The organism is Enterobacter asburiae (genome assembly GCF_008080435.1).
Lineage (GTDB): Bacteria > Pseudomonadota > Gammaproteobacteria > Enterobacterales > Enterobacteriaceae > Enterobacter > Enterobacter asburiae_C.
Genome location: NZ_VRKN01000022.1, coordinates 1 through 25186 on the forward strand (window position 1 = coordinate 1; position 25186 = coordinate 25186).

At 48.5% G+C, this 25186-nt stretch carries 18 protein-coding genes and 14 pseudogenes; 11 read left to right on the top strand and 21 right to left on the bottom strand.

Annotation, left to right across the window (positions count from 1 at the left end; translation table 11 throughout):
* The 3 genes from FU672_RS25590 to FU672_RS22665 all read left to right on the top strand — a co-directional run.
* A partial coding sequence (locus FU672_RS25590) for a hypothetical protein (protein WP_508610039.1) occupies positions 1–178 on the top strand: 178 nt, incomplete at its 5' end.
* 215 nt (positions 179–393) lie between these two features.
* The gene (locus FU672_RS22660; RefSeq protein WP_148244914.1) at positions 394–744 is read left to right on the top strand and encodes a type II toxin-antitoxin system RelE/ParE family toxin; all 351 of its coding nucleotides are present in this window, start codon (positions 394–396) and stop codon (positions 742–744) included.
* Complete coding sequence (locus FU672_RS22665; RefSeq protein ID WP_086513084.1) at positions 741–1040, top strand: helix-turn-helix domain-containing protein; 300 nt, start codon at positions 741–743, stop codon at positions 1038–1040. Before FU672_RS22660 ends, FU672_RS22665 begins: the two co-directional genes overlap by 4 nt.
* 44 nt (positions 1041–1084) lie before the next feature.
* On the opposite strand, the gene FU672_RS22670 is transcribed toward FU672_RS22665, so the two are convergent.
* From FU672_RS22670 to FU672_RS22690, 5 genes and pseudogenes are all read right to left on the bottom strand, one after another.
* Positions 1085–1690: an invasin domain 3-containing protein gene (locus FU672_RS22670; protein ID WP_262349052.1), complete on the bottom strand. Its 606-nt coding sequence runs from the start codon at positions 1688–1690 to the stop codon at positions 1085–1087.
* Between the two features lie 3 nt (positions 1691–1693).
* Positions 1694–2551 (bottom strand): annotated as a pseudogene (locus tag FU672_RS25260) (transposase family protein); the annotation flags it as partial.
* A pseudogene (locus FU672_RS22680) lies at positions 2535–2804 on the bottom strand (helix-turn-helix domain-containing protein); the annotation flags it as partial. The pseudogenes FU672_RS25260 and FU672_RS22680, both read right to left, overlap by 17 nt.
* Positions 2746–4200: a group II intron reverse transcriptase/maturase gene (ltrA, locus tag FU672_RS22685; protein ID WP_148244916.1), complete on the bottom strand. Its 1455-nt coding sequence runs from the start codon at positions 4198–4200 to the stop codon at positions 2746–2748. The pseudogene FU672_RS22680 and the gene ltrA, both read right to left, overlap by 59 nt.
* 596 nt (positions 4201–4796) lie before the next feature.
* Positions 4797–5105 (bottom strand): annotated as a pseudogene (locus tag FU672_RS22690) (Rpn family recombination-promoting nuclease/putative transposase); the annotation flags it as partial.
* 161 nt (positions 5106–5266) lie between these two features.
* On the opposite strand from FU672_RS22690, the pseudogene FU672_RS22695 reads away from it, so the two are divergent.
* Positions 5267–5581, top strand: a pseudogene (locus FU672_RS22695) (IS6 family transposase); the annotation flags it as partial.
* A gap of 336 nt (positions 5582–5917) precedes the next feature.
* Here FU672_RS22695 and FU672_RS22705 read toward each other — a convergent pair.
* The 3 genes from FU672_RS22705 to FU672_RS22715 all read right to left on the bottom strand — a co-directional run bounded on the left by FU672_RS22705 (position 5918) and on the right by FU672_RS22715 (position 7313).
* The gene (locus FU672_RS22705) at positions 5918–6247 is read right to left on the bottom strand and encodes a hypothetical protein (RefSeq protein ID WP_148244917.1); all 330 of its coding nucleotides are present in this window, start codon (positions 6245–6247) and stop codon (positions 5918–5920) included.
* 76 nt (positions 6248–6323) lie between these two features.
* Positions 6324–6764, bottom strand: a complete 441-nt coding sequence (locus FU672_RS22710) for a hypothetical protein (RefSeq protein ID WP_148244918.1) — start codon at positions 6762–6764, stop codon at positions 6324–6326.
* A 129-nt stretch (positions 6765–6893) separates the two neighbouring features.
* Positions 6894–7313, bottom strand: a complete 420-nt coding sequence (locus FU672_RS22715) for a putative holin (RefSeq protein ID WP_148244919.1) — start codon at positions 7311–7313, stop codon at positions 6894–6896.
* An 805-nt stretch (positions 7314–8118) separates the two neighbouring features.
* Here FU672_RS22715 and FU672_RS22720 point away from each other — a divergent pair.
* On the top strand, positions 8119–8919 hold the full coding sequence (locus FU672_RS22720; RefSeq protein WP_148244920.1) for an MBL fold metallo-hydrolase: 801 nt from the start codon (positions 8119–8121) through the stop codon (positions 8917–8919).
* Positions 8920–9089: 170 nt separating this feature from the next.
* On the opposite strand, the pseudogene FU672_RS22725 reads toward FU672_RS22720, so the two are convergent.
* The 5 genes and pseudogenes from FU672_RS22725 to abiEi form a co-directional block, all read right to left on the bottom strand.
* Positions 9090–9655, bottom strand: a pseudogene (locus tag FU672_RS22725) (IS6 family transposase); the annotation flags it as partial.
* 41 nt (positions 9656–9696) lie between these two features.
* Positions 9697–9981, bottom strand: a complete 285-nt coding sequence (locus FU672_RS22730; RefSeq protein WP_148244922.1) for a hypothetical protein — start codon at positions 9979–9981, stop codon at positions 9697–9699.
* Between the two features lie 93 nt (positions 9982–10074).
* The gene (uilS, locus tag FU672_RS22735) at positions 10075–10938 is read right to left on the bottom strand and encodes a UilS family quorum-quenching N-acyl-homoserine lactonase (protein ID WP_148244961.1); all 864 of its coding nucleotides are present in this window, start codon (positions 10936–10938) and stop codon (positions 10075–10077) included.
* Between the two features lie 462 nt (positions 10939–11400).
* Positions 11401–12321 carry a nucleotidyl transferase AbiEii/AbiGii toxin family protein gene (locus FU672_RS22740; RefSeq protein WP_148244924.1) on the bottom strand — a complete coding sequence of 307 codons (921 nt, stop codon included), beginning with the start codon at positions 12319–12321 and terminating at the stop codon, positions 11401–11403.
* The gene (gene abiEi / locus FU672_RS22745; RefSeq protein WP_148244926.1) at positions 12314–12847 is read right to left on the bottom strand and encodes a type IV toxin-antitoxin system AbiEi family antitoxin; all 534 of its coding nucleotides are present in this window, start codon (positions 12845–12847) and stop codon (positions 12314–12316) included. Before abiEi ends, FU672_RS22740 begins: the two co-directional genes overlap by 8 nt.
* Positions 12848–13352: 505 nt before the next feature.
* Here abiEi and FU672_RS25485 point away from each other — a divergent pair.
* The 4 genes and pseudogenes from FU672_RS25485 to FU672_RS22760 all read left to right on the top strand — a co-directional run.
* Positions 13353–13457 (top strand): annotated as a pseudogene (locus FU672_RS25485) (IS66 family insertion sequence element accessory protein TnpB); the annotation flags it as partial.
* 18 nt (positions 13458–13475) lie between these two features.
* A pseudogene (locus FU672_RS22750) lies at positions 13476–13851 on the top strand (IS21 family transposase); the annotation flags it as partial.
* A gap of 86 nt (positions 13852–13937) precedes the next feature.
* Positions 13938–14439 (top strand): annotated as a pseudogene (locus FU672_RS22755) (N-acetylmuramoyl-L-alanine amidase-like domain-containing protein); the annotation flags it as partial.
* Between the two features lie 140 nt (positions 14440–14579).
* On the top strand, positions 14580–15587 hold the full coding sequence (locus FU672_RS22760; protein ID WP_148244927.1) for a hypothetical protein: 1008 nt from the start codon (positions 14580–14582) through the stop codon (positions 15585–15587).
* A gap of 432 nt (positions 15588–16019) precedes the next feature.
* On the opposite strand, the pseudogene FU672_RS22765 reads toward FU672_RS22760, so the two are convergent.
* From FU672_RS22765 to FU672_RS22785, 5 genes and pseudogenes are all read right to left on the bottom strand, one after another.
* Positions 16020–16475: pseudogene (locus tag FU672_RS22765) on the bottom strand (ATP-binding protein); the annotation flags it as partial.
* 98 nt (positions 16476–16573) lie between these two features.
* A pseudogene (locus tag FU672_RS22770) lies at positions 16574–16921 on the bottom strand (IS21 family transposase); the annotation flags it as partial.
* 205 nt (positions 16922–17126) lie between these two features.
* Positions 17127–17282, bottom strand: a pseudogene (gene tnpB, locus FU672_RS22775) (IS66 family insertion sequence element accessory protein TnpB); the annotation flags it as partial.
* A complete protein-coding gene (gene tnpA, locus FU672_RS22780) occupies positions 17279–17680 on the bottom strand; it encodes an IS66-like element accessory protein TnpA (RefSeq protein ID WP_148244931.1) in 402 nt (133 codons plus the stop codon). The gene tnpA and the pseudogene tnpB, both read right to left, overlap by 4 nt.
* Positions 17681–17833: 153 nt before the next feature.
* Positions 17834–18421 (bottom strand): annotated as a pseudogene (locus tag FU672_RS22785) (NlpC/P60 family protein); the annotation flags it as partial.
* A 100-nt stretch (positions 18422–18521) separates the two neighbouring features.
* Between FU672_RS22785 and FU672_RS22790 the strand changes: the two are divergent.
* On the top strand, positions 18522–20141 hold the full coding sequence (locus tag FU672_RS22790) for an ISL3 family transposase (RefSeq protein ID WP_148244935.1): 1620 nt from the start codon (positions 18522–18524) through the stop codon (positions 20139–20141).
* A gap of 457 nt (positions 20142–20598) precedes the next feature.
* Here the strand turns inward: FU672_RS22790 and FU672_RS25265 are convergent.
* Together FU672_RS25265 and FU672_RS25270 are read right to left on the bottom strand one after the other, a co-directional pair.
* A pseudogene (locus FU672_RS25265) lies at positions 20599–20839 on the bottom strand (hypothetical protein); the annotation flags it as partial.
* A gap of 190 nt (positions 20840–21029) precedes the next feature.
* Positions 21030–21161: a hypothetical protein gene (locus FU672_RS25270; protein ID WP_262349046.1), complete on the bottom strand. Its 132-nt coding sequence runs from the start codon at positions 21159–21161 to the stop codon at positions 21030–21032.
* A 369-nt stretch (positions 21162–21530) separates the two neighbouring features.
* On the opposite strand from FU672_RS25270, the pseudogene FU672_RS22800 reads away from it, so the two are divergent.
* A pseudogene (locus FU672_RS22800) lies at positions 21531–22452 on the top strand (Rpn family recombination-promoting nuclease/putative transposase).
* A 686-nt stretch (positions 22453–23138) separates the two neighbouring features.
* Here FU672_RS22800 and FU672_RS22805 read toward each other — a convergent pair.
* On the bottom strand, positions 23139–24803 hold the full coding sequence (locus FU672_RS22805; protein WP_148244936.1) for an EAL domain-containing protein: 1665 nt from the start codon (positions 24801–24803) through the stop codon (positions 23139–23141).
* Positions 24804–25186: the final 383 nt, after the last annotated feature.

Consider the following 25186-nt stretch of genomic DNA (forward strand, 5'->3'; position numbering starts at 1 on the left):
GCAGCCGGGCAGCACCGAATTACTTCTCAGGCCTGAAGACGCACATCCGGGTAAATTCACCGAAGGCCATCGCAGAATACTGCACCGGAGGTTACAGGAATGGCGGGTCAGAGTGGTAAGAGAACTGGTCTACGGAACCCGTGCTGATGGTAACATTTTAGCTGAAGCAAGAAAGTAACATTAACTGGTGAGGCAACACGGCGGACGGGGTAATTGTCGCCTAATAATCTGAGTCCGGATGTATGACTGCAATCTTACGCGGCTGACTTTTTTAACATGGGTGCCTGGCAAGCAGGGGCGACCACGTATGTTAAATAGGCCGCTTTTTCTTGAATTTATAAGCTATGGGTTATACACTTCAAGCATAAGCCATAGCTTATAGGGATAATGGACATGTGGACGATACTTTTCAGCCAGCGTTTTGACGATTGGTTGAGTGAGCAGGATGAAGCATTACAAGATAAGGTGCTGGCTGACTTGGGTAAACTAAAAGTGTATGGTCCAGAGTTGCCCAGGCCTTATGCTGATACGATTAAAAGCTCCCGATACAAAAATATGAAAGAGCTTCGTGTACAGTATGCAGGGCATCCAATCAGAGCGTTCTACGCCTTTGATCCTATCAGACGAGCCATAATTTTATGCGCCGGTGATAAGAGTAACGACAAGCGATTTTACGACAAGTTGGTGCGTATTGCAGAGGAAGAGTTCGCAGCGCATCTTAACAACCTGGAGAGCAAAAAATGAGAACGTTAGATGAAGTCATCGCTGGCCGCTCCCCGGAGAGCCAGGCCAGAATTAAGGAAATGACCGACGAAATGGTTTTAGAAGTCGGCTTACAGATGATGCGTGAGGAGCTGCAGCTATCACAAAAGCATGTAGCAGAGGTTATGGGCGTTAGCCAGCCTGCAATCACTCAGTTGGAACAGCGCGGGAATGAGCTGAAGCTGGCTACCTTGAAACGCTACATCGAGGCTATGGGAGGAAAGCTAAGCCTCGATGTGGAGCTGCCAACAGGCAAGCGAGTTGCATTTCATATTTAGATTGCCGCACATCTTAAAAGAAGCCCCCTAACGGGTAATGCCGTTCACTTAAGCGGGGCGGCACTGCGTTTCACCGGATTACCGCCCTTGTCCTTCAGGGTCACCGTCATGTCGTCGCCCGACGTGTAGATGGTCTTGCCCACCGTAATGGAAGACTTCACCTGGTTCGGTTCGCCGGGAGTAAGCGTAACGGTGTCGTTGAGCCCACCCACCGTAGTGCCACCGAACTGCGGCAATACAATGTAGGTGCCCGCCAGCGTGCCTTTCAGGGTGGCCGTGTAAATACCCGGTGTACTGCTTTCTGTTACGCTACTGACGGTAACGGTGCCATCCGCTGGCGTGCCGCCATTGCTGTCCTTCACGCTGAAAGACACTTTATCAGTGGCACCGGTGACTGCATTACCGTACGTATCCTTCGCGGTAAAGGTCAGGGTGGACTCTGTACTGCCATCGGCATCAATGCTTTTCGGGTCGGTTTCAAAGGTTGATTTACCCGCGTCCGGCTTACCTGCGACCAGTTCAACAGGGGCGGGGGTAAGCGCCAGTGCCGTACCACCGATGGTCACGCCAATACTGGCGGTACCCGCAGAGGTGCCGGTCAGTTCAGCCGTGTACGTACCGTCATCGTTATCTGTTGGTGTCGAGACGATGGTGACGGTACGAAAAGGTCGTTCAACCTTCCCCTTGGCCCGGGCTGTTGTCAGGGAACCATCCTTACCCGTTGGTACATGTTTCTGCCAGTCGATCTGGAGGGACTGCATCACATTGCGAAAGACGCGGCTTTTGGCCACCGGACCATTATCGAGGTACCGCATGCGGGGTCGTCCCCGGAACGGACAATCAGGGCTGGTCTTTGCTGACATGGCATTAAACAGAAACCGCAGGGCGGATTCGGCATCTTCGCCATACACTCAACGGTATTCCTGCCAGGCCACACCGCTGCGATCATCCACCACGCTGAACAGCATCAGGGTGGGCTCGCCCCGGACAGGGTCAACCCACTCAGGACGGTCGATATGTTTCAGGTCGGAAGGCGACATATCAAACTGTCAGCAGTCATTGCTGTATTCCGCCTGAAACCGGGTGGCCGGGGGCTCCCGCAGCAGTCGGGGCTGGTCGAGACGGTACAGTGAGAGCCAGCTGTTGACCGTGGGCACACTCAGCACACCGGCAGGCGCCCTGACCAGGCCCTGCAGCGTTTCCACGCCATACTCTTCAAGCAACTGTATTGCACGCCCGGTCGATAGATGACGCCCGGCTTTGTTGGTGGTGCGCAGCTTCAGCGCGGCGATCAACTCGCAGTAATATTCCAAGTCCGCGCGGGACATCACCTGCGGGCGGCCATGATCCCGACGGTGAGCCGTGCGGGGGCGGAGTGTGCGATGGAGGGAGCGGTAAACCGTGGTGGTAGAAACGCCGTACAGCTGAGCGATAGTGGCGATCTGAAAGGCCCGTTCAGGACTTTTTGGCGGCAGGGAGTCTGACGGGATGGATTTACGCCGGCTGCTCATAGTTATCCAGCACTCGGTAGACCGATGCCCGTCCGATACCCAGCTGGCGGGCAATAGCCGTGGCGCCTATTTTCTCGTCCACATACAGGCGGTACACCTCGGCAGGATCAATGGACGGTTTGCGGCCACGGTAGACCCCTCGCGCCTTGGCGGCAGCGATGCCTTCTATCTGACGTTCACGACGCTGTTTGGTTTCAAATTCCGCGAATACACCCAGCATATCGAGGAAAGCCTTTTCGGCGGCACTCCGGGTAGGGGGTCGCTTCTGACCTGATTTTGACATAGCGTTCAATGGGTGTTGAGCTTGCACGGATTAATTCATGTTTCTTACCGTTCTGCTCTGTACCGTGAAATATCCAGCTCCTGTTGCCTGTGGACCGGAAATATTTCGCGGCTACCCAGCATCTCCCTTTATTGGGGTGTCGCCTTCGACACCATTGCCAGATCTTTCTCCAGATATGGTGGTCTGCATAGTTGTAAATTTCTTTGGATACTTTGTGTCGGTGATAGTTAGCCCATCCCCGGATCATTGGATTGAGTAACGCAATCAGTCTGACCGTCGTAACCGTTTTGTTTGCTTCTATGGTTGACCTGACTTTCTTCGGGAAGGATTTCAGGTTTTTCTTCGAGGGTTTAATTAATAATTTCCCCTTGTATTTCCTGACGTTCTGCCCTAAAAAGTCAAAACCCTCGTCTATATGTGTGATTGTTGTTTTCTCATCTGAGAGCACCAGACCACGTTCCTGCATGAATACCGTGATTATGGGCAGAACGACGTCTTTCAGCACTTCTTTTGATCTACTGGTACAGATGAAATCATCAGCGAACCTCACATAGTGCACCCTGTTTTTCCTGCCTTCGACTGTGGTCTTGCTGATTGCGGGGTGCTCGTTAAGTATCCGCTCCAGTTTATCAAGACACATGTTGGCAAGTACCGGGGAGCAGGGACTTCCCTGGGGTGTCCCGGTGTGGGTGTTGTTGAGGACGCCTTTCTCCCTATATCCGGATTTCAACCATTTTCTGCGTATTTGCCTGTCCATTGGGATATTTTCAAGCAACCAGTCGTGGCTGATATTATCGAAGCAACCTTTGATATCCCCTTCCAGTATCCACCCCGGCGCTGTTTTGCGGCAGAGACAGTTAAAAACCTGCGCCATTGCGTCGGCGGTACTTCTTCCGGGGCGAAATCCATAACTGTTAGGATCAGCAGTAGTTTCTGCGACGGGATCCAGTGCCAGCAAATAGAGTGCCTGCATAGCCCTGTCTCTCATCGTGGGAATACCCAACGGCCGAAGCTTCCCGTTAGCTTTTGGAATATGTATCCGTCTAAGAGGATTGGGTTTATATCCTTTCCTTATAAGCTGGAATACAGCTTTCCATTTACTGTCGGGGGTGTTCCAGAGTTGTTTATCGACACCGGGTGTTTTACGCCCGCGATTTTCAGTCACTCGCTTAACGGCAAGTACTTTTGCAGAAAACGAGCGGACAAGCATCCGTTGCAGAGATTTGACTCTGCGCCTTTGCTTGTTCAACGTTGCCTTCGCTATCCGTGACTGTAGCTTCCTCACCTTTTGATGGTGGAGTTTCCAGTCTATGGAATGCCAGCCGTCTGGGTGGGGGGCCGCAGGTATCTTTGCCAGCATACTCATCTTGCTTGCCCCCTGTTGGTCGCTTTACAGTAGTTCAAACGATTAAAGACCAGATGGAAGTGGGCCCCCTTTCGGGTGGGGCAAAGTTCGATCCCCTGTCCGGACCATTACAGTGCGGCATTCGCTTTTTCCATCCTCCTGTACCCGCATCACTCACAGCGTCCCTTACGTTTCGCCTGCCAGACAAGGCAGTGATACGGGCTTACCCAGTTCCGCTTAATGTACAAGATCGGGTTAGGCTCTGCCTGTGGACCGGTAGCTTAATACCCATGTATCCGGACGATACAACCGGATAGCCAGCTACATACCTTTTGGTTCAGGCCTTTCAGCATCTTTGGCCTGTTACTAATGACGGTCTTTCTTCGGCAGTTCACGTGTGTTAGCCGTACTGATCAGCCTAGCCCCTTGTCCGGGTGGTGCTCCCAGACATCAGATTTTTCTCGCAAAATCTCTTATCCTTTCGGAAGGGTTCATTATCACCGGGCTCAGAACCCCGCCGTTGCCAGCGACGCACTCCGGCTAGACTACAGTCAATGGGATGACTGGTTTTGTACATATTTTGTCAAAACAATACATTAAGCGACTTCTGGTCGCACGTACCGCATGAGTCTGAACGCCATATGCCTGTCAGGACTGCTCTGGTGCTCAATGAGCGTATAGATGTATCCCTCTCCCTCTGTGGTTTTCAGGGAGTACAGCACGTCGGCAAAACAGGTTCGCAGGTTTTCCTCAATAAAGGAGCCGGACTCCAGCTGCAGGGTGGTCAGGTCACACAGCTGCAGCAGCTCTGCGGGCAGATGCAGGGCCAGAAAATCCCGGGCGGTATCCGTGTGGGTCAGGAAGGTTTTAAACAGCCCGTCGTGGGGAACCGGTGACTTCCCGCCCTTTCCTTTTCTGCCTGACATTCCGCGTCTCCGTTGGTTTACGTGTGCTCATCAGGCAGTATTATACCGGAGCTGAGGTGGCACTGTTGCAAAGATCGTCGCATTGATAAACTTTGCACCCATTTTCATCAGTCACCACGCAACTCATGAACGTATTTAAAGGCCGGGATTTTCAGTGAGACATCACTCTCTGGGCAGAACGCTGGTACTACAAATAGGGTATCAGCTATCGTGAGCTGCAGGAGATGCTGGCCGAATGCGGCGTGAATGTCGATCACACCACCATTTATCGCTGGATTCAGCGTTATGCACCTGAAAGGAAAAAACGGCTGCGCTGGTACTGGCGAAACCCTTCCGGGTTCGGCTCATGGCATCTTGATGAAACTGATATCAACGTTAATGGCCTGTGGGGTTACCTGTACCGGGCCGTTGACAACAGAGGGCGCACCATCGATTTTTATCTCTCCCCGCGCCGTAATACCCGGGCCGCATATCGGAATGGTGGGAACCAACGTGTCAGATAGGCGCAAAAAAGTGACTCCCGGCAGACGTAAGGGCTGCCCTAATTATTCTCCCGGATTTAAACGATGGCTCGTTGCGGCTTTCTGTGAACCTGGGGTGTCGATTGCTAAACTCGCGTCTGAGAATGGCATCACCGCCAGTCTGTAGTTAAAATGGCGCCAGCAGTGCTACCACAGTTCAACACATTGATTTTGACAGGAATTTTAGCATTAACCCTCAGGTTCCAGTGATAAAAATGACGATTTTCATAGATTGTATGGTTAACCTCAGTAATGTCAGACAGATATTCTGACATTACTGAGTAAAGAAAGTTAAGACAAAAATATGATAACTGTTGCTGTCTCATCTGTATCATTGTGAGCTACAAATCTTAACTTATAAACAGCCGTTAAAGGTAAATCCATTGTAGTTAAAGTTGTTTGACTCACCGGAACAATGATTTCACCTGCCTCTTTATATTCACCGTTTTTGGTCGTAACAATTTCACAAACAATTTTAATTGATGCAGCAGGGCCTTGATTTCCAATCAGAGCATGATGGTTGCCCCCCAGAATGATTGGTTCATCGAATACCATTTCGTTACCAATAATCATTGAGCTATGAGCTGGAACAACCGGGATATCTTTAATATCAATAATCATAATTTTACTCCTTTCAAAGGCATTTGAATTTTAAATTAAGCACACAGAGCTCAATCTGAAGTATCAAGATGTCACATCAGGTAATTTTATATGTGATATCTTTTGTTTCTTCTTTTTCAGGCAGACAAATAAATGTGGCCGACACGACAGGAGCAAATTTTTCCACATCACCAAACCAGGCGCCGTTAGAAATTTGTGGCCTGAATGTGAGATATTTATTACCTTTTTTGACCAAAGACAAATCAACTATGCCCTGGATAACGAACTCCTCGCCAGGCTTAACTTCCGGGGGCGTGCTAATTAGCTGGAAAGCCGGGAGCTCTACATCCCCTGTTGGGGCAGGTGGTAAGCCAGTTGTAGTCCACACCTGGGGGGTTGAAAGAGAAAGTGTGTCATCTGATTTATTCGTAAACGTCAGCGACACCTGCAAAGAGCCAGAAAAATCAAAAAGATTAGTGCTATAAGCAGTATATGTACCCGCCGGGTATGAGTAGCTAATTTGTGAAGGACAACTCATGTTTACTCTCCTTTTAAGGACATTGTGATAAGATATCGTTATCTATATGGAAAATATAAAATTAGTCGTTTCTTTTAATTCAATATAACGCCATGCATACATTCACTGCGGACAGAAAAGTGGAGTTACTTACTGGTGTAAACCAACAATATTATTAAGCACTATCAGAACGGCTAATATTCCTGGCCCGGACTGGATTGTCAGGCTACATCTGTTTTTATATCTTTTATATCTGGTGGAATTGTTTTTTGTTCCTTTTTTCATGGCGAAATCCATCCTGGCGGTAATATTAATCATGACTGTGATCACAAGCGCACTGCAGACAAAGGCCCCGACAGCGCCCTCACCGCTGAAGGCACCGGGTACAAATATACCGATGATTTCCAGTGTGGTATCCGCCCCAACAATCCCCATCACAAACGAAACAAAAAAAGCAACGGGTCTCTGACTGCGGCTAAATCGCTGTTGCGTGAGAATACAGACCATCGCCCCTGAAAGGGAAGACACGATAACTTTCAGGTCAGTATTATCGTAAATGAAAGTCAACATAATTTATGCCTGACAAATATGGATGACAGCCCGTAATGAACGGTTCCGGAAATAAATACCGGATGGCGATACCATCCCTTACGAATGTCCTGAGCAAACCCTAACCATAAAGACAGTTAATTTAAAGTGGTTATTATCGATCGGTCTCCTACCAATAATAGGTGAGATCTATCCTTGTTATGATAATGATCGCCATAACTAATTGTTAGGTGAAATTAATATTTCTACATTATTGTTTTAAATAGTTAATTTCATTTTGCGATTTTGAACCGATAATAATGAAACTTCGGTTTAACATTGCATGCAATGGCAACAGAATATCAATGACCTGAAAATTTATGATGATGTTGATGCCGCATCAGCGGCATGGAGGCGCCAGCTGATGGTGAATATGGCACTGTCGCTGAATGGCGCCGGCGAAGCCGGATACAGTCTGACAGAATACCTTTGCGCTGCTATACCTAACCCCGCTAAAAGCGATACAGAATCTTCTGTGCGCTGTCGGAGTGGTCACGACAAGGCGTAGCCGTAATCGGGGTACGTCACCCACACTTTCCAGCGGCATTACTTAATGCTACGGCGTATCTAGTTACAACATACATTATTAAAAGCGATGTTGTTCCGCCCCGTTGGGCCGGGGGGGGGGCGGAGTTTTTCGGTTAACACGTTTCTCCAGATTCCGTCGATGAGCAAAAGCTGCCTGTATATAAATCGTGTTCCACCCCAGGAATGGAGTATTATTGACGGTACCTCGCAGCGGTATCGCAGCCTGGCGGTAACGAAACATTTCAGGGGAAGAGCGAACATGTCCATAACCATCAGCGTCCTGCTGGAAAACCGACTTAAGCCAGGCTCTAAAAATTTGCTGCGTGCTAAAGCTGGGCTCAGTCTGTTGATACAGGATGAAAATGATTCAGTTCTGTTTGATACCGGACCTGATGATAGCTTCATGCATAACGCAGGTTTAATGGGTGTCGATTTGACAAACCTGACCGCGACTGTACTTTCCCACGGTCACTATGACCATTGTGGCGGTGTTCCGTGGTTACCTGATACATGCCGGATAATATGCCATCCAGTGGTGGCGAGTGAGCGCTACTCTGCAGTAAGGTTTTCAGGCTATACCGCCAGAATAAAAAAATTATCGTTACATAATGATTTTTCACGTTTTCGCATGGAGTACAGCAGTACCCCAGTACATATCGGGGAACGTTTTATGTGGTCGGGAGAAATCCCTGTAGCCAAACCGTGTGCTTACGGTGTTATCGGTCGTAAGAATGCGAAAGCGGATTATGTTAAAGATGAGGGGGTTTTAATCTATAAATCCGACTTTGGGCTGATCATTTTTATCGGTTGTGCTCATCGTGGGCTGATTGATACCGTACGCCACTGCCAGCATATAACCGGGATAAATCATATACATGCCATTTTCGGTGGTTTTCACCTGCGCTGTGCATCACCCCTCAGGCTCTGGAAGGTAAGGCAGTTTCTACACCGACACAAACCCGATAAAATAATGGCTTGTCATTGTACTGGTAAATGGGGGCGCTTGTGGTTGCCGGGACCAGTCTCTCCGGCAACAGGTGATGTTTATGTTATTGGGTAGGGTTTAAATAAACAGCTTTACTATCACGGCACTACTACTGAGCAGTACCATGGCGCCGACGATTGGCACGGTTGCAAAGTTCGTGATGAAGTAGCCTTCAGTTTTAGTGAAAGGCCTTACTACGAGACGACAATAACTCAGTCCGGCAAAACTAGTTGACGTCTAATACCTTACATTTCAAAGACCCGGCTTACCAGATGCATCTCGCGCAGAGGATGCTCAAAATAAAATGATTCGGCCTGACCTTTGCACAGAGCTCGCATCACCCTGTCCCGTATACACCCCGGCGTCGCGCTGATTATCCGTTTCAGCTTACCGTGATCGCATTCAATGGCGTTGTGCCGTTACTTGATCTGTCGGTGTTCAACATCAGGCGGACACCGATCCTCCCGTTTCAGTAACGCCAGCGCGCGACCACAGGTAGGGGGGATTTGCCAGCCTTTCACGTTATTTAAAATCTTCCCGAAAAAACGATATGCCGCTTTACTGTTACGGCACGAGAAAGGATAAAAATAGATGGTCCGGCCTTTGCTCTCAACGGCACGGTACAGATAAGCCCGCCGGCCATTAACTCTGATATCAGTTTCATCGAGATGCCAGGAGCAGAACCTGAAGGGGGTCGTCAGTACCAGCGCAGCCGTTTTTTCCTTTCAGGTGCATAACGCTGGACCCAGCGGTAAATCGTGGAGTGGTCGACATTCACGTTGCGTTCGGCCAGCATCTCCTGCGGTTCACGATCGAGCCAGTACCGGGAAAGTGTTCATTCAGGCAATAATGCTAAACCTGCGCCTGAAGAATGTCAGTCATTTTTGCCAGAACGTCACGGACTTCAGCTTTATCACAGGCCATGAGTACATCCATTGAAAGCACCTCCAGTCGGGGCTCACCCAACTGTTTTGCCAGCAGATCGGCATTGAGCGCCAGCATCCTTCTCCCTTCCTTTGAAGGTTTGTGATGATCATCAAGAAACAGGGACAGCACTTCGTCCCTGACGTCCTCATCCAGTCTGGAAAAATTCCTGTCACGTAAAATATCCAGAGCAAATTTCGTTAAAGAATCCATATTATTTCCTGGTTGTTATTTGCTGTTATGTATTTAAGTGCAGATATTTCTCAGGCGGGTTTAATAAGGTCACTCTCTCCCCGGCGAAAACGGCTACAGGTGTTCTTTGAACCAGGCAACCTGAACATCTGCGACGTGTCTGAAATGTTCGCCTGTATACACATCGTAATGGCGGGCACCGCGCACTTCAAAGAGTTGCTTATCCTTTGCACCAATGGCATCGAACAGGGCTTTCCCCTGCTCAGGCGGGTTGACCGTGTCTTCTCCGGCAATCACCACCAGAGAAGGGCAGGTTACAAGCGAAGCATTGCGGGCCGGCTTATACTGCAGCGTTTCTCTGACCGTCAGGAACGGGATTTTGATGTCCATTTTCGGGTACTGAGCCTTATTTTCCTCAAAGAAAGCTTTTGATTCCACATCGTTCAGCACCCGGGTAATGTTAACAAACATTTCCTTGCCGGTGTTTTTTTGCTTCTCGGCCATTTTATCCAGCGTGGCAAGGAAGGCTTCTTTTTCCGCCACATTCATTTTACCGGTGACAATGTCTTCACCGTCAGCAAATGCAAGCTGGCTGACGATGCAGTTTACCTCCGGAGCTCTGGCTGCCGCACCGAAGACATGACACCCGCCAAACGATGTTCCCCACAACCCAATGCGCTGGGTATCCAGTCCGGGGTGTTCCTTTACCCACCCGATGACGGAAAGGATATCGTCAGTCTGCATGGTAGGGACCAGACGGCCACGCTCTCCTTCACTGTCACCAAACCCCCGATAATCAAATGTGACCGTCGCGAAACCCGCTTGTGTAAAAGCCTCAGCAAACGCAGGCAGGAGGATATCCTGAATGCCACAGAACCCGTGACACAGGACAACCACCGGGAGGTTTGTATTGTTGCCGGCAGGCGTACGCAGCGTCAGTGCAATTCCATCAGAAAGCTTATGTGCAGAAACATTCATCAATATTGGTCCTTTATAGTTACCTGTATACAGGTTAAGCATATGTAATTATTATAAAACAGTATATCAAAAAACCATACTCCAGGTGTGGCTTATTGCTGATGAGTCTCTGCGGTTATGCCGCCATGCGGGTCGTGATCAAGGTACTGTCAGTTGTCGTTCTTAGCCTAAAAGGCTGATGTTAGGAATCATTCACACTTTTTTCGGTATTTCGCGCGAAAAATTTGAAGCTGGAGATTAGGCTACGGTGCTGGGTTTAATGAATTCCCCGTTGCAACCCGTCGAGGGAGCAGGGTGACGTCGTCTTTTTACAACCTGTAGGGTATAACAGCTTATAAGCTGTAAAAAATCAAAAATGATCGCGTGGGAGGCGTTCTGGCGGTTTGATATGTAGATTGTCGCATCAATGACACGACAATTTATTTGACTTCTCCAGACACCAATAAAAAGTTGAGAAATTATTTATAACTGAAATGAATTATTTTTATCATTTTCAGCATATAACTCTTTTCTGAGTTGGTTCAGTAAATCTTTCAGGCTATCCAGTAAAAATGAAGAAAACCCCTCTTTTCCCAGACTTGTTTCATACACTGACGATGGAATAAATCGCTTCATTTCGTTATAGAAGTTGCCCTCTGTGATAATATTGGGAAGTGAGTCAACTCTGGCCAGGATATTTTTCTCAAAACCATCAATTTTATAGTCTTTGATTTTTTGGTTAACCAGATTTACGTCTGTTTTTGCACCTTGTTGCTTTAACCAAAGAAGATCCCACATGTCACGGTATCTGATATAGCGGGTGGTTGCAGGGAATGACACCAGTTTATCGGCCATTACTTCCTCGAGCGTCTCAACCCTTATCAAGGTATCGCTATATCCATCAGGCAACACTGTATAATTACGAACTAACTGCCGCCAGACATGGGTATAAGCAGGAATATTAGCAACTTCAATTTTGATACGTTGTCCGGGAAGATCTTTACGCTCCGGGGCTGTCATAACTGAAATTTGCCACTTATCCACTTTTACTTCTGCATATTCAGGCTCTGCACGTAATTCGTTTGGTTCTTTAACGGTGACTTCAAGCCCGTATCTTTTTCCAAGGTAATCTTCAATACACTCTTTCATTTGTGCTAAATTAGCGGAGCAAAATTCAGTCCCGCCAGCAAAATCAAGGTCTTCACTGAAGCGGTTAGAGCCATAACACAGTCGTAACGAAGTGCCTCCCTGAAAGGTCAGGGATTTAAGTAAACCGGCCTCAGAAAGGCAAAAAAGGATGTCATAATGCAATAACTCTTTTTCTATAACGGGTCGTAAATTAGCCGGCCCCCCCTGGCGAATGGCTTCTTCAACCAGTGCATCAAACGCCACTTGTTTAGACATTTTTCAACTCCCGAGTATCAATCAAATGTGTATTTCGGCCAACCCGATGAAGATCGCGCAGTGCAGTCTCTTTTTTAGCGAATTTAATGGGTGATTTTGTATCTACCGTACCGTTGAGGATATCGCTTACGGACCTTTGTGTATGTGTTAGCTCAATAACTCCCCAGGGAGTTTTAAATTCCCCACCTCTTCCGGTGGTCATCACCGTCAACCTGTCCACTGGGATCTGGGAGATCACGCCATACAGTGAAAGAGCAGACTCAAGGCTGACGTAGTTATACTCGCCCCGGCGGATTGTTCTAACGATATGTTCAAGGATAAAACTGTCTTTTGGCGCACGGTTGTAGACATAGACTCTCTGGGTTGCGCGGGTCAGGATGTTCGTATCGACCAGACGCTTGAGAGATGCCTTCAGTGTTCGCTCTGATTCATCGGAAAATATGTTTTTCAAGTCGTTGAAATGAAATACATATCGCCCCTGATGACTGAACTTATCCAGGGTGTTAATCGCGACCAGTTTATCCATGTAATACCTCTACAGAAAAAACACTTAGAAGTAATCTTAGTGTACACATAGAAAGTTTAGCACGTACATCTCTACAAAAAAGACACTTTGAAGTGTCTTTTTTGTAGAGATGATGTTTTGTAGTATTACACGTATTAAAGTTATACCTGTTACGCACGGAAGCCTAACTTTCCCCGTGAATTCAAAATACCCCTGGTTGAACAGTCGATGCAGCCGGGTGTCAGTGTGGCACAACTGGCCCTGTAAAATAATATTAACGACAACCTGCTGTTCAACTGGCGACGGCTTTACCGGCAGGAACGGCTCGCCACACAGGCGAATACAGCGATACTGCTGCCACTAAAATTTACTGCAGAGACTGAAAATCCGGCTCCATTGCCATCTGTTCAGATAAAAGAGTCTCCCTGTTGCGAGTTAGTTCTGCCTGCCGGCACACTGCGCATCCGGGGAACACTGACGCCAGACTACTGCAGATGCTCACCCGGGAAATGCAGGCGGACACACGGTGATATCACTTCCTACAGGCTCTCACATCTGGCTGGTTGCCAGCGTGACCGATATGCGCAATGGCTTCGTGCGACAGGAAAGTCGTCTGATGTATTGTTATAACAGAAATCTGGATATAACCCGTCATCCCATTGGCAGTAGCCTTGTCATGAAACCGGGTGCGTTCTATCACGCTTCGCAACGACATCCTTCCGGATGATGAATGGCGACAACTGTGGCAGCGGATGTGTTCACGTCTTGCCCCTCAGCTGGCCAGCCGTCTCATGGTTAATACCCTGAAGCTGGCGGCAGAGCGGGAAGACATCTCAGCGGTCGCGAAGGGGCTGAACCAGCTGCTGCCGGAGCCGGGAGAGCCGGATCTGCAGAAGCTGCTCAACTGGCTGGGCGTGAAAGATAAACGCCCGCTGCCGGACGGGAAACTGGTCCAGCACAGCCTGCAGGGTTATGACAACCTGATGCAGAAAAAGGCCTGCAGTGACCGATATCCATACGCCTGAAAGGTTGCTCAGAAGGTTACGTCTGACACGCATGGCCTCCGAGTGGCACAGCCAGGAGAAACGTGCGCTGGCCGAAGGGTGGACCCCTTGAGGCCCTGACACGAAGCCGTGACCAAAAGACGTTCCTGAATAATCTTGCCAAAACCCGCTACACCGGAGGCAACGTTGACTACCTCAGCCGCCGGCACTTCTTGTCTGACTGGTTCGCCACCTCACCGCGTAACGCCCGGGACGTCACGCCAAATATCAGCCCTGATTATGTCGTTGTTGACAAGCAGCTTAACCGCAAACCTGGTGGCAGCGAGTACATCCTTGGTCTGAGTATTCATCCTCGTAAAATAAATTACATTCCAGGAAAAGCCATCAACCAGCAGGTCATGAACTACCTGAAAAACGGGGGATTATATCGGGGTCTACTCTCCGCTTGACGGGCTGGACGTCTCACATGTGGGTATCGTGGTTCGCCACGATGGACAGGTGTGGTTCAGGAATGCCTCCTCGCTGGCTGCAAACAAAAAAGTGGTGGACTCGCCGTTTATGGAATATATGCATTCGATACCGGGCATCGTTGTGTTGCGGGCGGAGTGATCAGGTTATAAATTCAACCATTCATCAACAGCAGTGAAATAATTTTCATCCGTATAATAAATAAAATCAAATTCACAGTTTTAGGATTCAGAGACGAGTAATTTCTCATTGATATTTCAATCAAACCTTAAAGGATAAAAATGAAAACAAATTATAGTGTTAAAAATAAAATCCATAATAATGCAAGAGTTCATGAGAAGAGCACCCCTCTTGCTGATTATGTTTTTCATGATGATTTCGCAAATGGTCTTGAAAATTGGTCTATCGCATCAGGAGACCCAGTAATAGTTGAGTCAACTGGAGAGTATTTTGTTGAGATTAAGCAGGGTGATGTACTTCGCTCCAAAAAATTAGACAATCTGTTCAAAAATACAGGTTTTTTCAGATTTTCTTTTAAAATGAAGAAAGCCGAGCAAAGTAACAAGGGCAATTTCTCAATTTATCTTCCAGGGTTCGAACTTGAGATTATACTAGACAAAAAAACTACAGATACCATCAGCTACGAAAGAATAATTTGTATTCCGGAGATTACTGCAGATACACATTTTATTGCCATTGAACTTTCAAGTAGTGACGGAACTGTTTATTTTGGAGATGTTTCTATAGAAGAAGTAGAGGCAACACGAATAGAGTTATTCGATGGTGATTTAATTAATGAAGACTGGGTGGCCAATCCAAATTTTACCTATAAGATAGGTAATGATACGACAGGTCGCTTTCTGGAAATAACATCAGATTATGAAGTAAAACCATATGTTCCAAATGGTTTGTCAAATTTGCTTACTTTAAAGGAATTATTCGGGTCTTATGATCCCACTGTTGGGGCTTATGGTGTTTCTCTGTATGCTGAAGTGAGTCTTGAGTCTAGCGATATAGAAATTTCAGCTTTTGGCAGAAAAGATGAAGCCTCATATTATTTTAGTCCTTTCGCTAGCTGGGTTAGCAGTAAGGGGCTTCAACATAATTTACACATCGATAGCGGAATGACTTTAATAGAAAACACTCAAGATAATAATGATTTAATTGAATACGGTATTGGAGTATGCACAGATGATGATATCACCTCCCCACTAAAGACTATATATATTAGGAATATTTACATCTACAAAGGCATCGTTGAAAAAGAAGTTACTCTCAGCTCTCAATAATGCTGAGAAATTCAGGGATTTCCATAAACGACTAAGGAAAAGCTGCTGTATTGGTCGATCACATAGATAACAATTATCAGTGTGGTCGGCCAATTGCCAACGTGATCATCTACTCATTTTCACTTTGATGCTTGATGGTTAGGAATTTGGATCGCGGGGTTTCGGGAGTAACGGAATGTACAACGCGGTTAAGAGGCTAGTTTCAGTTGCTATCGCTTTTAAATTATCGAATTCAGGTTATCCGATTAGATAAAATCCACGGAAAACGGCGTATGGCGCGGGAGCACTCCCTGTCGCTACAGGTAAGTCTGTTCATAAAACAAGCTTACCGAATGGAAGGGACTTCCCCTGGATATGCGACTGATTAAATATTGTGCAATCATGGGGTAAACATAGCCCAGAGGGATTCGTTATGACCATCACTACTGTCGGTAGCCAACTGCCGTCAACCCGGCCCTGCGCCAGCATTTCCAGTAACCGCCCCGTGCGCCAGTACTGGACGCTGTGTTTCTGTCGGCACGCCTGCTCACCCAACGCGTTCGCTACCCAGCTTTTTCCGCACCCTGTCGGACCCGTGATCAGCAGGTTTTTCTTGTGGGTGATGTAATGCCCGTTCAGCAGTTCACGCATCTGGTCGGCCCGCAGCCCCCGAGAGACCGGGTAATGCAGCCCCTCCGGGGCTGCCTGATACTTCAGGTTGGCGCTTTTTCTCAGACGTGCCACACGGCCGTTCTCTCTGTTCAGCAACTCGTCATCGACCAGCAGGCCCAGTCGCTCTTCGAACGACAGCTCGTCGTAGGTCTGCGGCGTTTCTCGTTGGCGTATCAGGCTCCCGGCCATTGCCGGGAGCTTAAGTTGGGTCAGTTTATTTAACAGGTTATCGCTCATGCCGTTTGTTCCTCTGTTCGTCAGTTAGTGGTAATAGCCAGGACCGCGCAGGTTTTCGTGCTCCAGCGACGCCGGAGGGTGCTCTTCGCTGTGTCGGGATAGCAGCGGCAGAAGTGGGAGTACCCCATCGCCAGCTCTCCGGCCTGAGCCTTGTATTCCATCCACAGCAGCTGCCGCGTCACGCCGGACTTTCTCATTTCGGTATCGAAGTGGAGCAGGTCGGGTATCACCCGTTCTGACGCCGGCGTGCTTTTAGCCGGGAAGATGAGCTTTTCCAGGGCGTCATGGGATATCGCTTCAGGGAGGGGCCATGGCAGAGAGGTGGCTTTAAAGCGGGCGATAACCTCAAAAACCGTCGATGAGCTGATTTTCATCGTCAGCCCGATACAGCGGTTGGTCAGCTTCTGATCGAACTTGAGCTGAAGGATCTTAAAACAGGTTTCCATGGAACTCCTGGCTTTTCTCTTTTTGGACATCGATGTCTCCATTGGCGTAAAAATCAGCAATGGAGACCGTGTAAGAAAGAGTTAATTCCCGGAGTGATCGGCAGGATGCCAAACCATGATCGGAGATGCGTGCCAAACCGTGATCGATTGTGATGCCAAATCGCGATCGGAGATGCATGCCAAATCATGATCGATTCAGACGCCATTTTGCACTGCGGCCCCGGAAGATAAAGACGTGACCTGACATCGGATCATCTTTCAACGCCGTTTGCACCTTTGCGGCGAGACCGTTGAAGCTGTTGCGCATATCGGTGATACCGGCAACCAGCCAGATTTTTGTCCCTGAAGGTAGTGGGATCACCGTTTGAGCTCCTGTATCAGCAGGTTCAGAAGGTTTTCGCTGACAGCGCCGTTAAGGCGAAGCGTCCCGTGCCGGAAGGTCACTTCACAGCTGATATTGAGTGATTCAGGTGCCGCAGCAGCTACAGAATGTGACCGGGAGGAGTCCGAGGGGACATCTTCGGCATCAAGTGTTATCGGGAGCAGTTCAGGCATGCTGTTTTCTGCTGTTGAAGGAGAGCGAAGTTTTCCTTCACGCCAGTACTGGCGCCACTTGAACAGCAGATTGTCGTTGATCCCATGTTCACGAGCGAGTTGCGCCACGGAGATCTCTGGTCGATGTGAGAGTTCAACCATTTTGATTTTGAATTCAACGGGATAATTAGGGCTTTTTTTACGCACTGCGGTTAATGATTTCATGAATAGCGTCCACCATATTTGGTGTCCACTATCCTCTCAGGAATTTCAGGATCTGCCAGACGGTACTGAAATGACGCTTACACACATTTATGTGGAATAGAAAATCAACACGCTTTCTGCCATCATCTCTGATGGCTTCGCATACATTGTCAGCTATTCAATGAAACCCAGTTTAAATAGAGGCTTACCTGCAAGTGATATCAACTCAGGCTCCTCCGGATAAGACGGAAGAATTGGGAAAAAGACAGAGCCGCCAATTATGCTTCGGCTACGTGAATCTGGCGTGTGCAATCCCCAGATATTCTGATAGGTCATTGGAACTTCCTGTCCGTTAATCGTGGTGTTGCCGATGTACAGCATGATATGCCCTGTAATGTAAATCAACGTGGTGAACGGTTTACCATGCTCCTTAAGATAGTTTATCCGGGGGCCGATATCTTCTTTGCTGAGATCAATCATTCTTGTTGTGGCCTGCACCTGTGCCGCTGAATTTCTGGGAAGGAATATTCCGAACGGCATCAGCAGACTGCGCATCTCAGCCGAGCAGTCATTATAGAAATTATAAATTCCCCATCCATGGGGCCTGCCGCTCATTGATTTCATCAGTGTCGCAATATTACGCGGCGTCATTTCCCAGGGCATGGCGGCGAACTCATCAGACTTCAAGCTGACCCAGCGAATTTGTGCACTACCGTCCCCGTTACTTACGGGCACTGCGGTCAGAAACAAACCTGATGGTTGTTTATTGTCAACAACGGGTAAAAAGTGGGTCTTCCGCAACCTGGGTGGAAGAAAATCAATGAAACTTTTTAGTTAACAAGGATCTAAGCTGTTTTAAGTTATGGATAACGCTATGCCTTCACTTAAGACGCTTTTGCAGCTGCCTTGCGGGTGGCAATCCAGCCGACAAATTGTTAGTCCTGATGGGATAACCATCCATCTTCGAGCCACACGTAAAACAGCACTATGTCCCGAATGCCTTAAGCGCAGCCGCTCTGTCCATAGTTGTCGGCGGCGCCGGATACAGCACCTCCCATGCTCCGGCCGGACGCTCTGGTTAATCTTTGCTGTCCGGCACTGGTACTGCCGTAATCCGTCCTGTTCACGCAAAATCTTTGCGGGATCACTGGCTCCTTTTGCTGGCCCACAGCAGCAGTCTTCAGCGTTACTTCAGAATCTACAGCATCAACTGGGACTCATTGCCGGCGGAGAGGCTGGAAGACGGGCAGCTGTAGCCTCAGGAATGCAGACCAGCCCGGATACGTTGCTGCGCAGAGTGGTTCAGGCTCCGGAGCAGACAGAAAGCCGGACCCGGCATGTCGGTATCGACGAGTGGGCATGGCATCGGGGTCACAGGTACGGCACGCTGATTGTTAACCTCGATACACATCGCCCTCTGGTACTACTGCCCGGTCGGGAGCAGCGCACTCTGGCCGCATGGTTTAAAAAATACCCGGAGATACAGGTCGTTTCACGAGATCGTGGCGGGATCTATGCATTAGCTGCTCGCGATGGTGCACCGCAGGCAGTACAGGTGGCCGATCGCTGGCATCTGTTGAAGAATATCGGCGATGCACTGGAACGCATGATGTACAGACATATGCCATTGATACGACAGGTTGCTACTGAGTTGTCACCCAAAAAACAGTACGCCGAAGCGTCTCTGGCACCAGTCTCAACACTACGTCGCCCTGAGCGCATTAAACAGCAGCGGCGTGACAAACGGTATCAACGCTGGACTGAGGTCGACTCTCTTCATAAAAAAGGTTACGGGATAAGAGAAATATCCCGTATCACCGGACTGTCCCGCGTGACAGTTCGTCGGTGGATACAGTCAAAGGCGTTCCCTGAAATATCAACGAAACCACCAAAGCCCGGGCTTCTTGACTCGTGGCATGAATGGCTGGAAAGACAACGTATAAATGGTAACCATAATGCCCGACAACTATGGCGGGAGATGGTTGACGCTGGTTTTTCCGGGAGCGAAACGACTGTCAGAGATGCTGTGGCTAAGTGGCGTAAGCAGGCTAACGCTCCGGTTGTCGCCCCGACTCAACTTCCTTCTGCATCCCGGGTCAGTCGCTGGTTAATGCCCTGGAGGATGATCAGAGGTGAAGAAAACTATGCGTCGCGCTTCATCGAGTCAATGTGCCAGAAAGAACCGCAACTGAAAATGGCACAACAGCTGTCCCTCGACTTCTGCCGGATGCTGAAAACGAAGAATAAAACACAGTTAAATCAATGGTTCTCTGACGTCAGTCAGAGTGGACTCGTTGACCTTCAGCGCGTTGCTGCCGGGATGGAAGCCGATGCAACAGCAATACACGAAGCGATAGTCAGCAGATGGAGTAACGGTGTTGTCGAGGGCCATGTAAATCGTCTGAAGATGCTGAAACGCCAAATGTATGGCCGGGCAGGGTTCGAGTTACTGAGGCGACGGGTGATGAGTCCTCTGGCATGAAAATCTCCACCCAGGTTGCGGAAGACCCAGTTTTGCACCGTTGGTAACAGTCTGATTTCCGCGAATTGTCCTCAGGTCCGGAAAAGGCCAGCATAATGCACTGGACACTCTACATATGGCGGCTTGTCACGGAAAGTAATACGGGGGCTGGATCGGGACATCAGCCGGTTCTTCAATACCGTGGAACATGACTGGTTGCCCCGGTTTCTACGGCCTTGATCAGGGACGAGCGTATACTGTGGCTGATTAGACAGTGGGCCATGATTGGGGTAAGGGATAAATATGGACGCCGACAGCACTCGCACGTGGGGACAGTGTGCTCACCGATGCTTGCTAACACTTACCTGCACGACAGCTTCGATCTGTGGCGGAACAAACCCCGAAAGCATGCGCAGGAAGACGTAGTGATGGTCAGGCATGCCGATGACGCCGTGCCGGGATTTCAAACACCGTGAACAAGCGCGTCCACCTCTTGGCCATTTTCGGTCAGGGTGCCCAGCACGCCCCGGTTGCTGACCGTGATGTTCGTAGTGTAGCTGTTGTCTGTCGCGGGGCGCTGTGCCGACCTGGGCCAGGTTGCCAGCTTCATCGTAGCTATAAATGCGGGTATAGTTCGTTTATGCAGTGCTGTCGGTTGGAAGGGGAATGGTGATGGACGGTAAGCGGCGGCCCTGCTGATCGGTAGTCTTCAGCGGGCGACAGACATCGGAACGCTGGCCAGGGCTATTGCTGCCTGTCTGCACCAGCCCGGATGGGACGTAATGGCTGACACACTGTCCGCTCAGGTTCAGGCATCCGTATTGCTGGCGACCTGTTCAGTAATACAGATCGGCCGCCCCGACAGTGAGGCATCTTCATACTGAAAGCAGCAAACGGAGCCGGCTGTGCTCACTGCCAGCCAGGTGCGTGAGGCAGCTGAAGTTCACCATCCTGGCGGTGGTACGCGATACCGCGCACGGTCAGGCTGCGGTTGTCGAGCACCATGACTTCGGGAGCTTTACTGAACCGTAATGTGCTCATGGCATTCTCCTGTTTATATTATGCAGTCGATAAGGCTGCAAATAAAATCTTACGGAAATCAGGCGAGTTTCGCCTGAATGGGCCATTTCAGGGCAGGATGGAGCAAGAGGGCTGGTATACAGATTTGATGTGCAGTTATTTAGAACCAAAATCTGCGTTGATTGCGATCCGGAAGGTTTTCAGCCGCTACGTATAGAAGCCTGGTGCGCGGATAACCTTCTGAGAAGCAAAGTGATGCCAAAAAAGAAAGGAGGGGGCAGAATTACCCCGGCACAGTCCCCTGGAGGAATCGCAATTCCGATCACCGCCAATGTTAGCATTTTTTGCCTGTGATACGATAACCGGGTCATTTTTCAGGGATCAGGACAGATGAAGAAGAAATCCGGTACACAAACACCCCATGACGCAGCCTTTCGCCAGTTTCTGGCAAATCCTGATGTTGCACGCGATTTTCTGGAGATACACCTTCCTGCTGGGTTGCAAGCGTTGTGCGACCTGAATACGCTTAAACTGGAGTCTGGCACCTTCGTTGAGGAGGATTTACGTCAGAACGCCAGCGATATTCTCTGGAGCATGAAAACCACATCCGGTGATGACGGTTATATTCACCTGCTACTGGAGCATCAGAGCTCCGCTGATAAAAAAATGGCCTTCCGCCAACTGAGATACGCCGTGGCCGCGATGCAGCGCCATCTCGAGGCGGGCCATAAAAAACTGCCGTTGGTTATCCCGATCATGTTCTATCACGGCAGCCGAAGTCCATACCCAACCAGGTGGCTGGACTGTTTCAGTCATCCGGAACAGGCCGAAAGAGGTGTACTCGAACGGCTTCCCGCTGGTTGATGTCACGGTCATCGATGATGACGAGATAATGAACCACCGATGGATGGCCGCACTGACCCTACTGATGAAACATATCAGACAGCGCGACATGATGGAGCTTCTGGACAGACTGCCGCAGGTTATGGTGGAATGGATTTCTCCCGAACAGGTACACGTTCTGATACACTATATGGTAAATGCAGGCGAAGCACCAGCACCTGAATTTATGCGGGCGCTGGCAGAGCGTCTGCCGCAACATGAGGACGAACTGATGACCATTGCACAACAGCTTGAACAGAAAGGCATCGAAAAGGGCATTCGCCTCGGTGAACAACGTGGCATTGAAATAGGCCGCAACGAAGGTAAACTTGAAGTAGCCCGAACGATGCTACAGAACGGCATTGACCGTAATACCGTCATGAAAATGACCGCTCTGACGGCAGACGACCTGGCGCAGATCCGCCACTGAGTATTCTTTTCTGAAATCCTCTTCCGGTCAGGAAGAAGGCAGGATAACCTCTCTGCTTTCATTCAAAACCCCCTCGTCAGTTCAGAACTGGCTTCTGGACAGATGAAGGGTTAGACAAATCCACCGGACGCGTCAGGCCGGCATCAACAACACTCTATCCGCGCCTTTCAGCATGCTCACCGCTACGGCCACGTCGAGTGCAAACACTTCCCTATAAACTTCCGGGCAGGTTAAGCACGAAACAATAATAGGTCAATAAATAACAAGCCTCTATTTTCTTATTTTACTTCGCCGCATGAGGTTAATATTAAAAATACATTTTAGGCCTGTCTGTCCTGACGCTCTCCCAGAGATCGAACACCTCTGAAAATGAGGTAAGTCTTTCTCCCACAGTCAGCAGAACGTCGGTCTTTCCGTTACCCGAGCTACCGAAGGGTATATGTACGGGGAATTTATCACCTCCCCCTGTTGTTACCGCAAACTGTCTCGACCATGCAATCATTTGCTGTCACATAAAAAGAAGGAACACCACCGCGAACAATCAGTATTTTTATCATGTAACCACCGATGTTATGTTATCAGTTTGCTAAAAATAGCAAGACATGAGTCAATGTGCTTAATAAACTGTGAAACAGTTTCCATTAATTTTTAAAAAATTATCTGAAAATAAAAAATTGTAGTCAAATTTAAGATGCATTCTTCTCCTTCATCAGTTGTTCCAGCCGGCCCAGTGTAAGTGGATAGGACAGCAGATGGCCCTGCAATTGAGTGCACCCTGCGTCAATAAGAAACTGACGTTGCTCATCAGTCTCCACACCTTCTGCAATAACCTGCAGATTCAGCTTATTTCCCATGGTGGATACTGCGCTCACAATCGCTGCTGCATCCGGAAGCTGAGTTGCTGACTGTACAAATGACTTATCAATTTTGACACTGTCAACTATTATATTTTTTAACAAACTAAGGCTGGAATAGCCCGTGCCAAAATCATCCAGAGCGACCCTGATACCCTTTTCACGAAGTATGTTTAACTGCTCCCGACCATGCGTATCAGAATGAATGATGGCGGTTTCTGTCAGCTCAAGTTCAAGTCTTTTGTGGGGGAAGCGTTCACTGTCCAGTATTGCGAGGATTTTTTCTGCAAAATCCTTTTCACTAAGCTGAACTGCCGAGACGTTCACAGAAACAGACAAACCATCCCAGTGCCGTAATTCCCGGCAGGCTTTTCTGAGTATGTATTCACCTAATGGAATAATCAGTCCACACTCCTCAGCCAGGGGGATAAACTGTACTGGCGAAATCCCACCCAGTTCCGGATCATTCCAGCGGGCCAGAACTTCCACCCCGACAATTTCATCAACATCTGGCCTGACAAGTGGCTGGTAAACACATTCCAGTCCATTCTCATTTGCCAGTGTTCTTGTCAGTGCTTTTTCCATCTCTCTCTTTTTTACGAATGCCCTGTCAAGAGCTTCTGAATAGATAAAGTATCCGTTTTTACCGGCCCGCTTGGCTTCATACAAGGCTGTATCTGACTTCCTTAAACATTCACCAGCCACAACATCTGACGAGTCCAGAACAGATATACCTGCTGAAATACTCATGTAAAAAGAAAGCCCGTTCAGGTTAAGCGGGAATCTCATATTTTCAAGGAGTTCAAGACATAACTTCCCGGCATCATCCGAAGAAATTGTCCCCTCTATGAGTAATGCAAATTCATCACCGCCTATTCTGGCGCTGATACAATGTTCAGGTGCCGTTCTCAGAAGCTGACGCGAAAATTCACACAACGCGAGATCGCCTGCGTGATGTCCCCACGTGTCATTGATCGTTTTAAAACTATCGATATCAATTAATATCAGCACGCCCCGATGAGACCCGGACCTGTTATCACAGTTCAAAATACTCTGTAATTTTTCAAAAAAGGCAGCCCGGTTGTAGAGTCCCGTCAGAGGGTCATGATATGCCAGATAACGAATTTGTGCTTCAGACTGTCGTAAAACTGAAACATCATTCAGTGAAATAAGCAGATAAGATTCTGAATGGAGGATAAGTCGGGATATTCTGATGAAAATGTCTCTTAACTGATTGTCTTTCCCCTGAATGCGTTCTTCAAACTCCTGTGACTCTCCTGTTTTCAGCACCATTTTTTCCAGTCTTAGCATTCTGGATACCACCGGGTCCGCCAGGCTGTCCAGCGCTTTCCTGCCGACTAACGCTTCTCTTGATTTTCCGAATAAAGTACAGGCTTTTTCATTTAAGAAAACCAGTCTGAAGTATTTGTCTTTCATAAAAACCGCTTCAGGAAGCGTGTTGAGTACGGACTGGCAAACTTCAAGATTATTGAACATACGCTCCGCCTTTTGCGTAGTATATATCTGATTAAGATTAGCAAAAATTTACCGTAAGATGGGTCCTATATCATAATGAAAGTTATAGATATAAATAATCTTACATCTGCCGACTTTTGGAAAATGCTATTTCATTCAGAGCTGAATATACCCACATTCTCTTTTACCGAAAGCGCGATACATAGCTGCAGGCGCTTACAATCATATACGACCCTGCCAGCCATCAGCCATCAGCCATCAGCCATCAGCCATCAGCCATTCGCGCTCACATTAAATGAGAATAATTATTTCAGTTTAAAATCATAAAGTTGCGAATTGATATCGTATCAGGCACTGTTGCAAATATCCGGTGGTGGTAAATTAATCTCCGTCTCTTGCCGAAG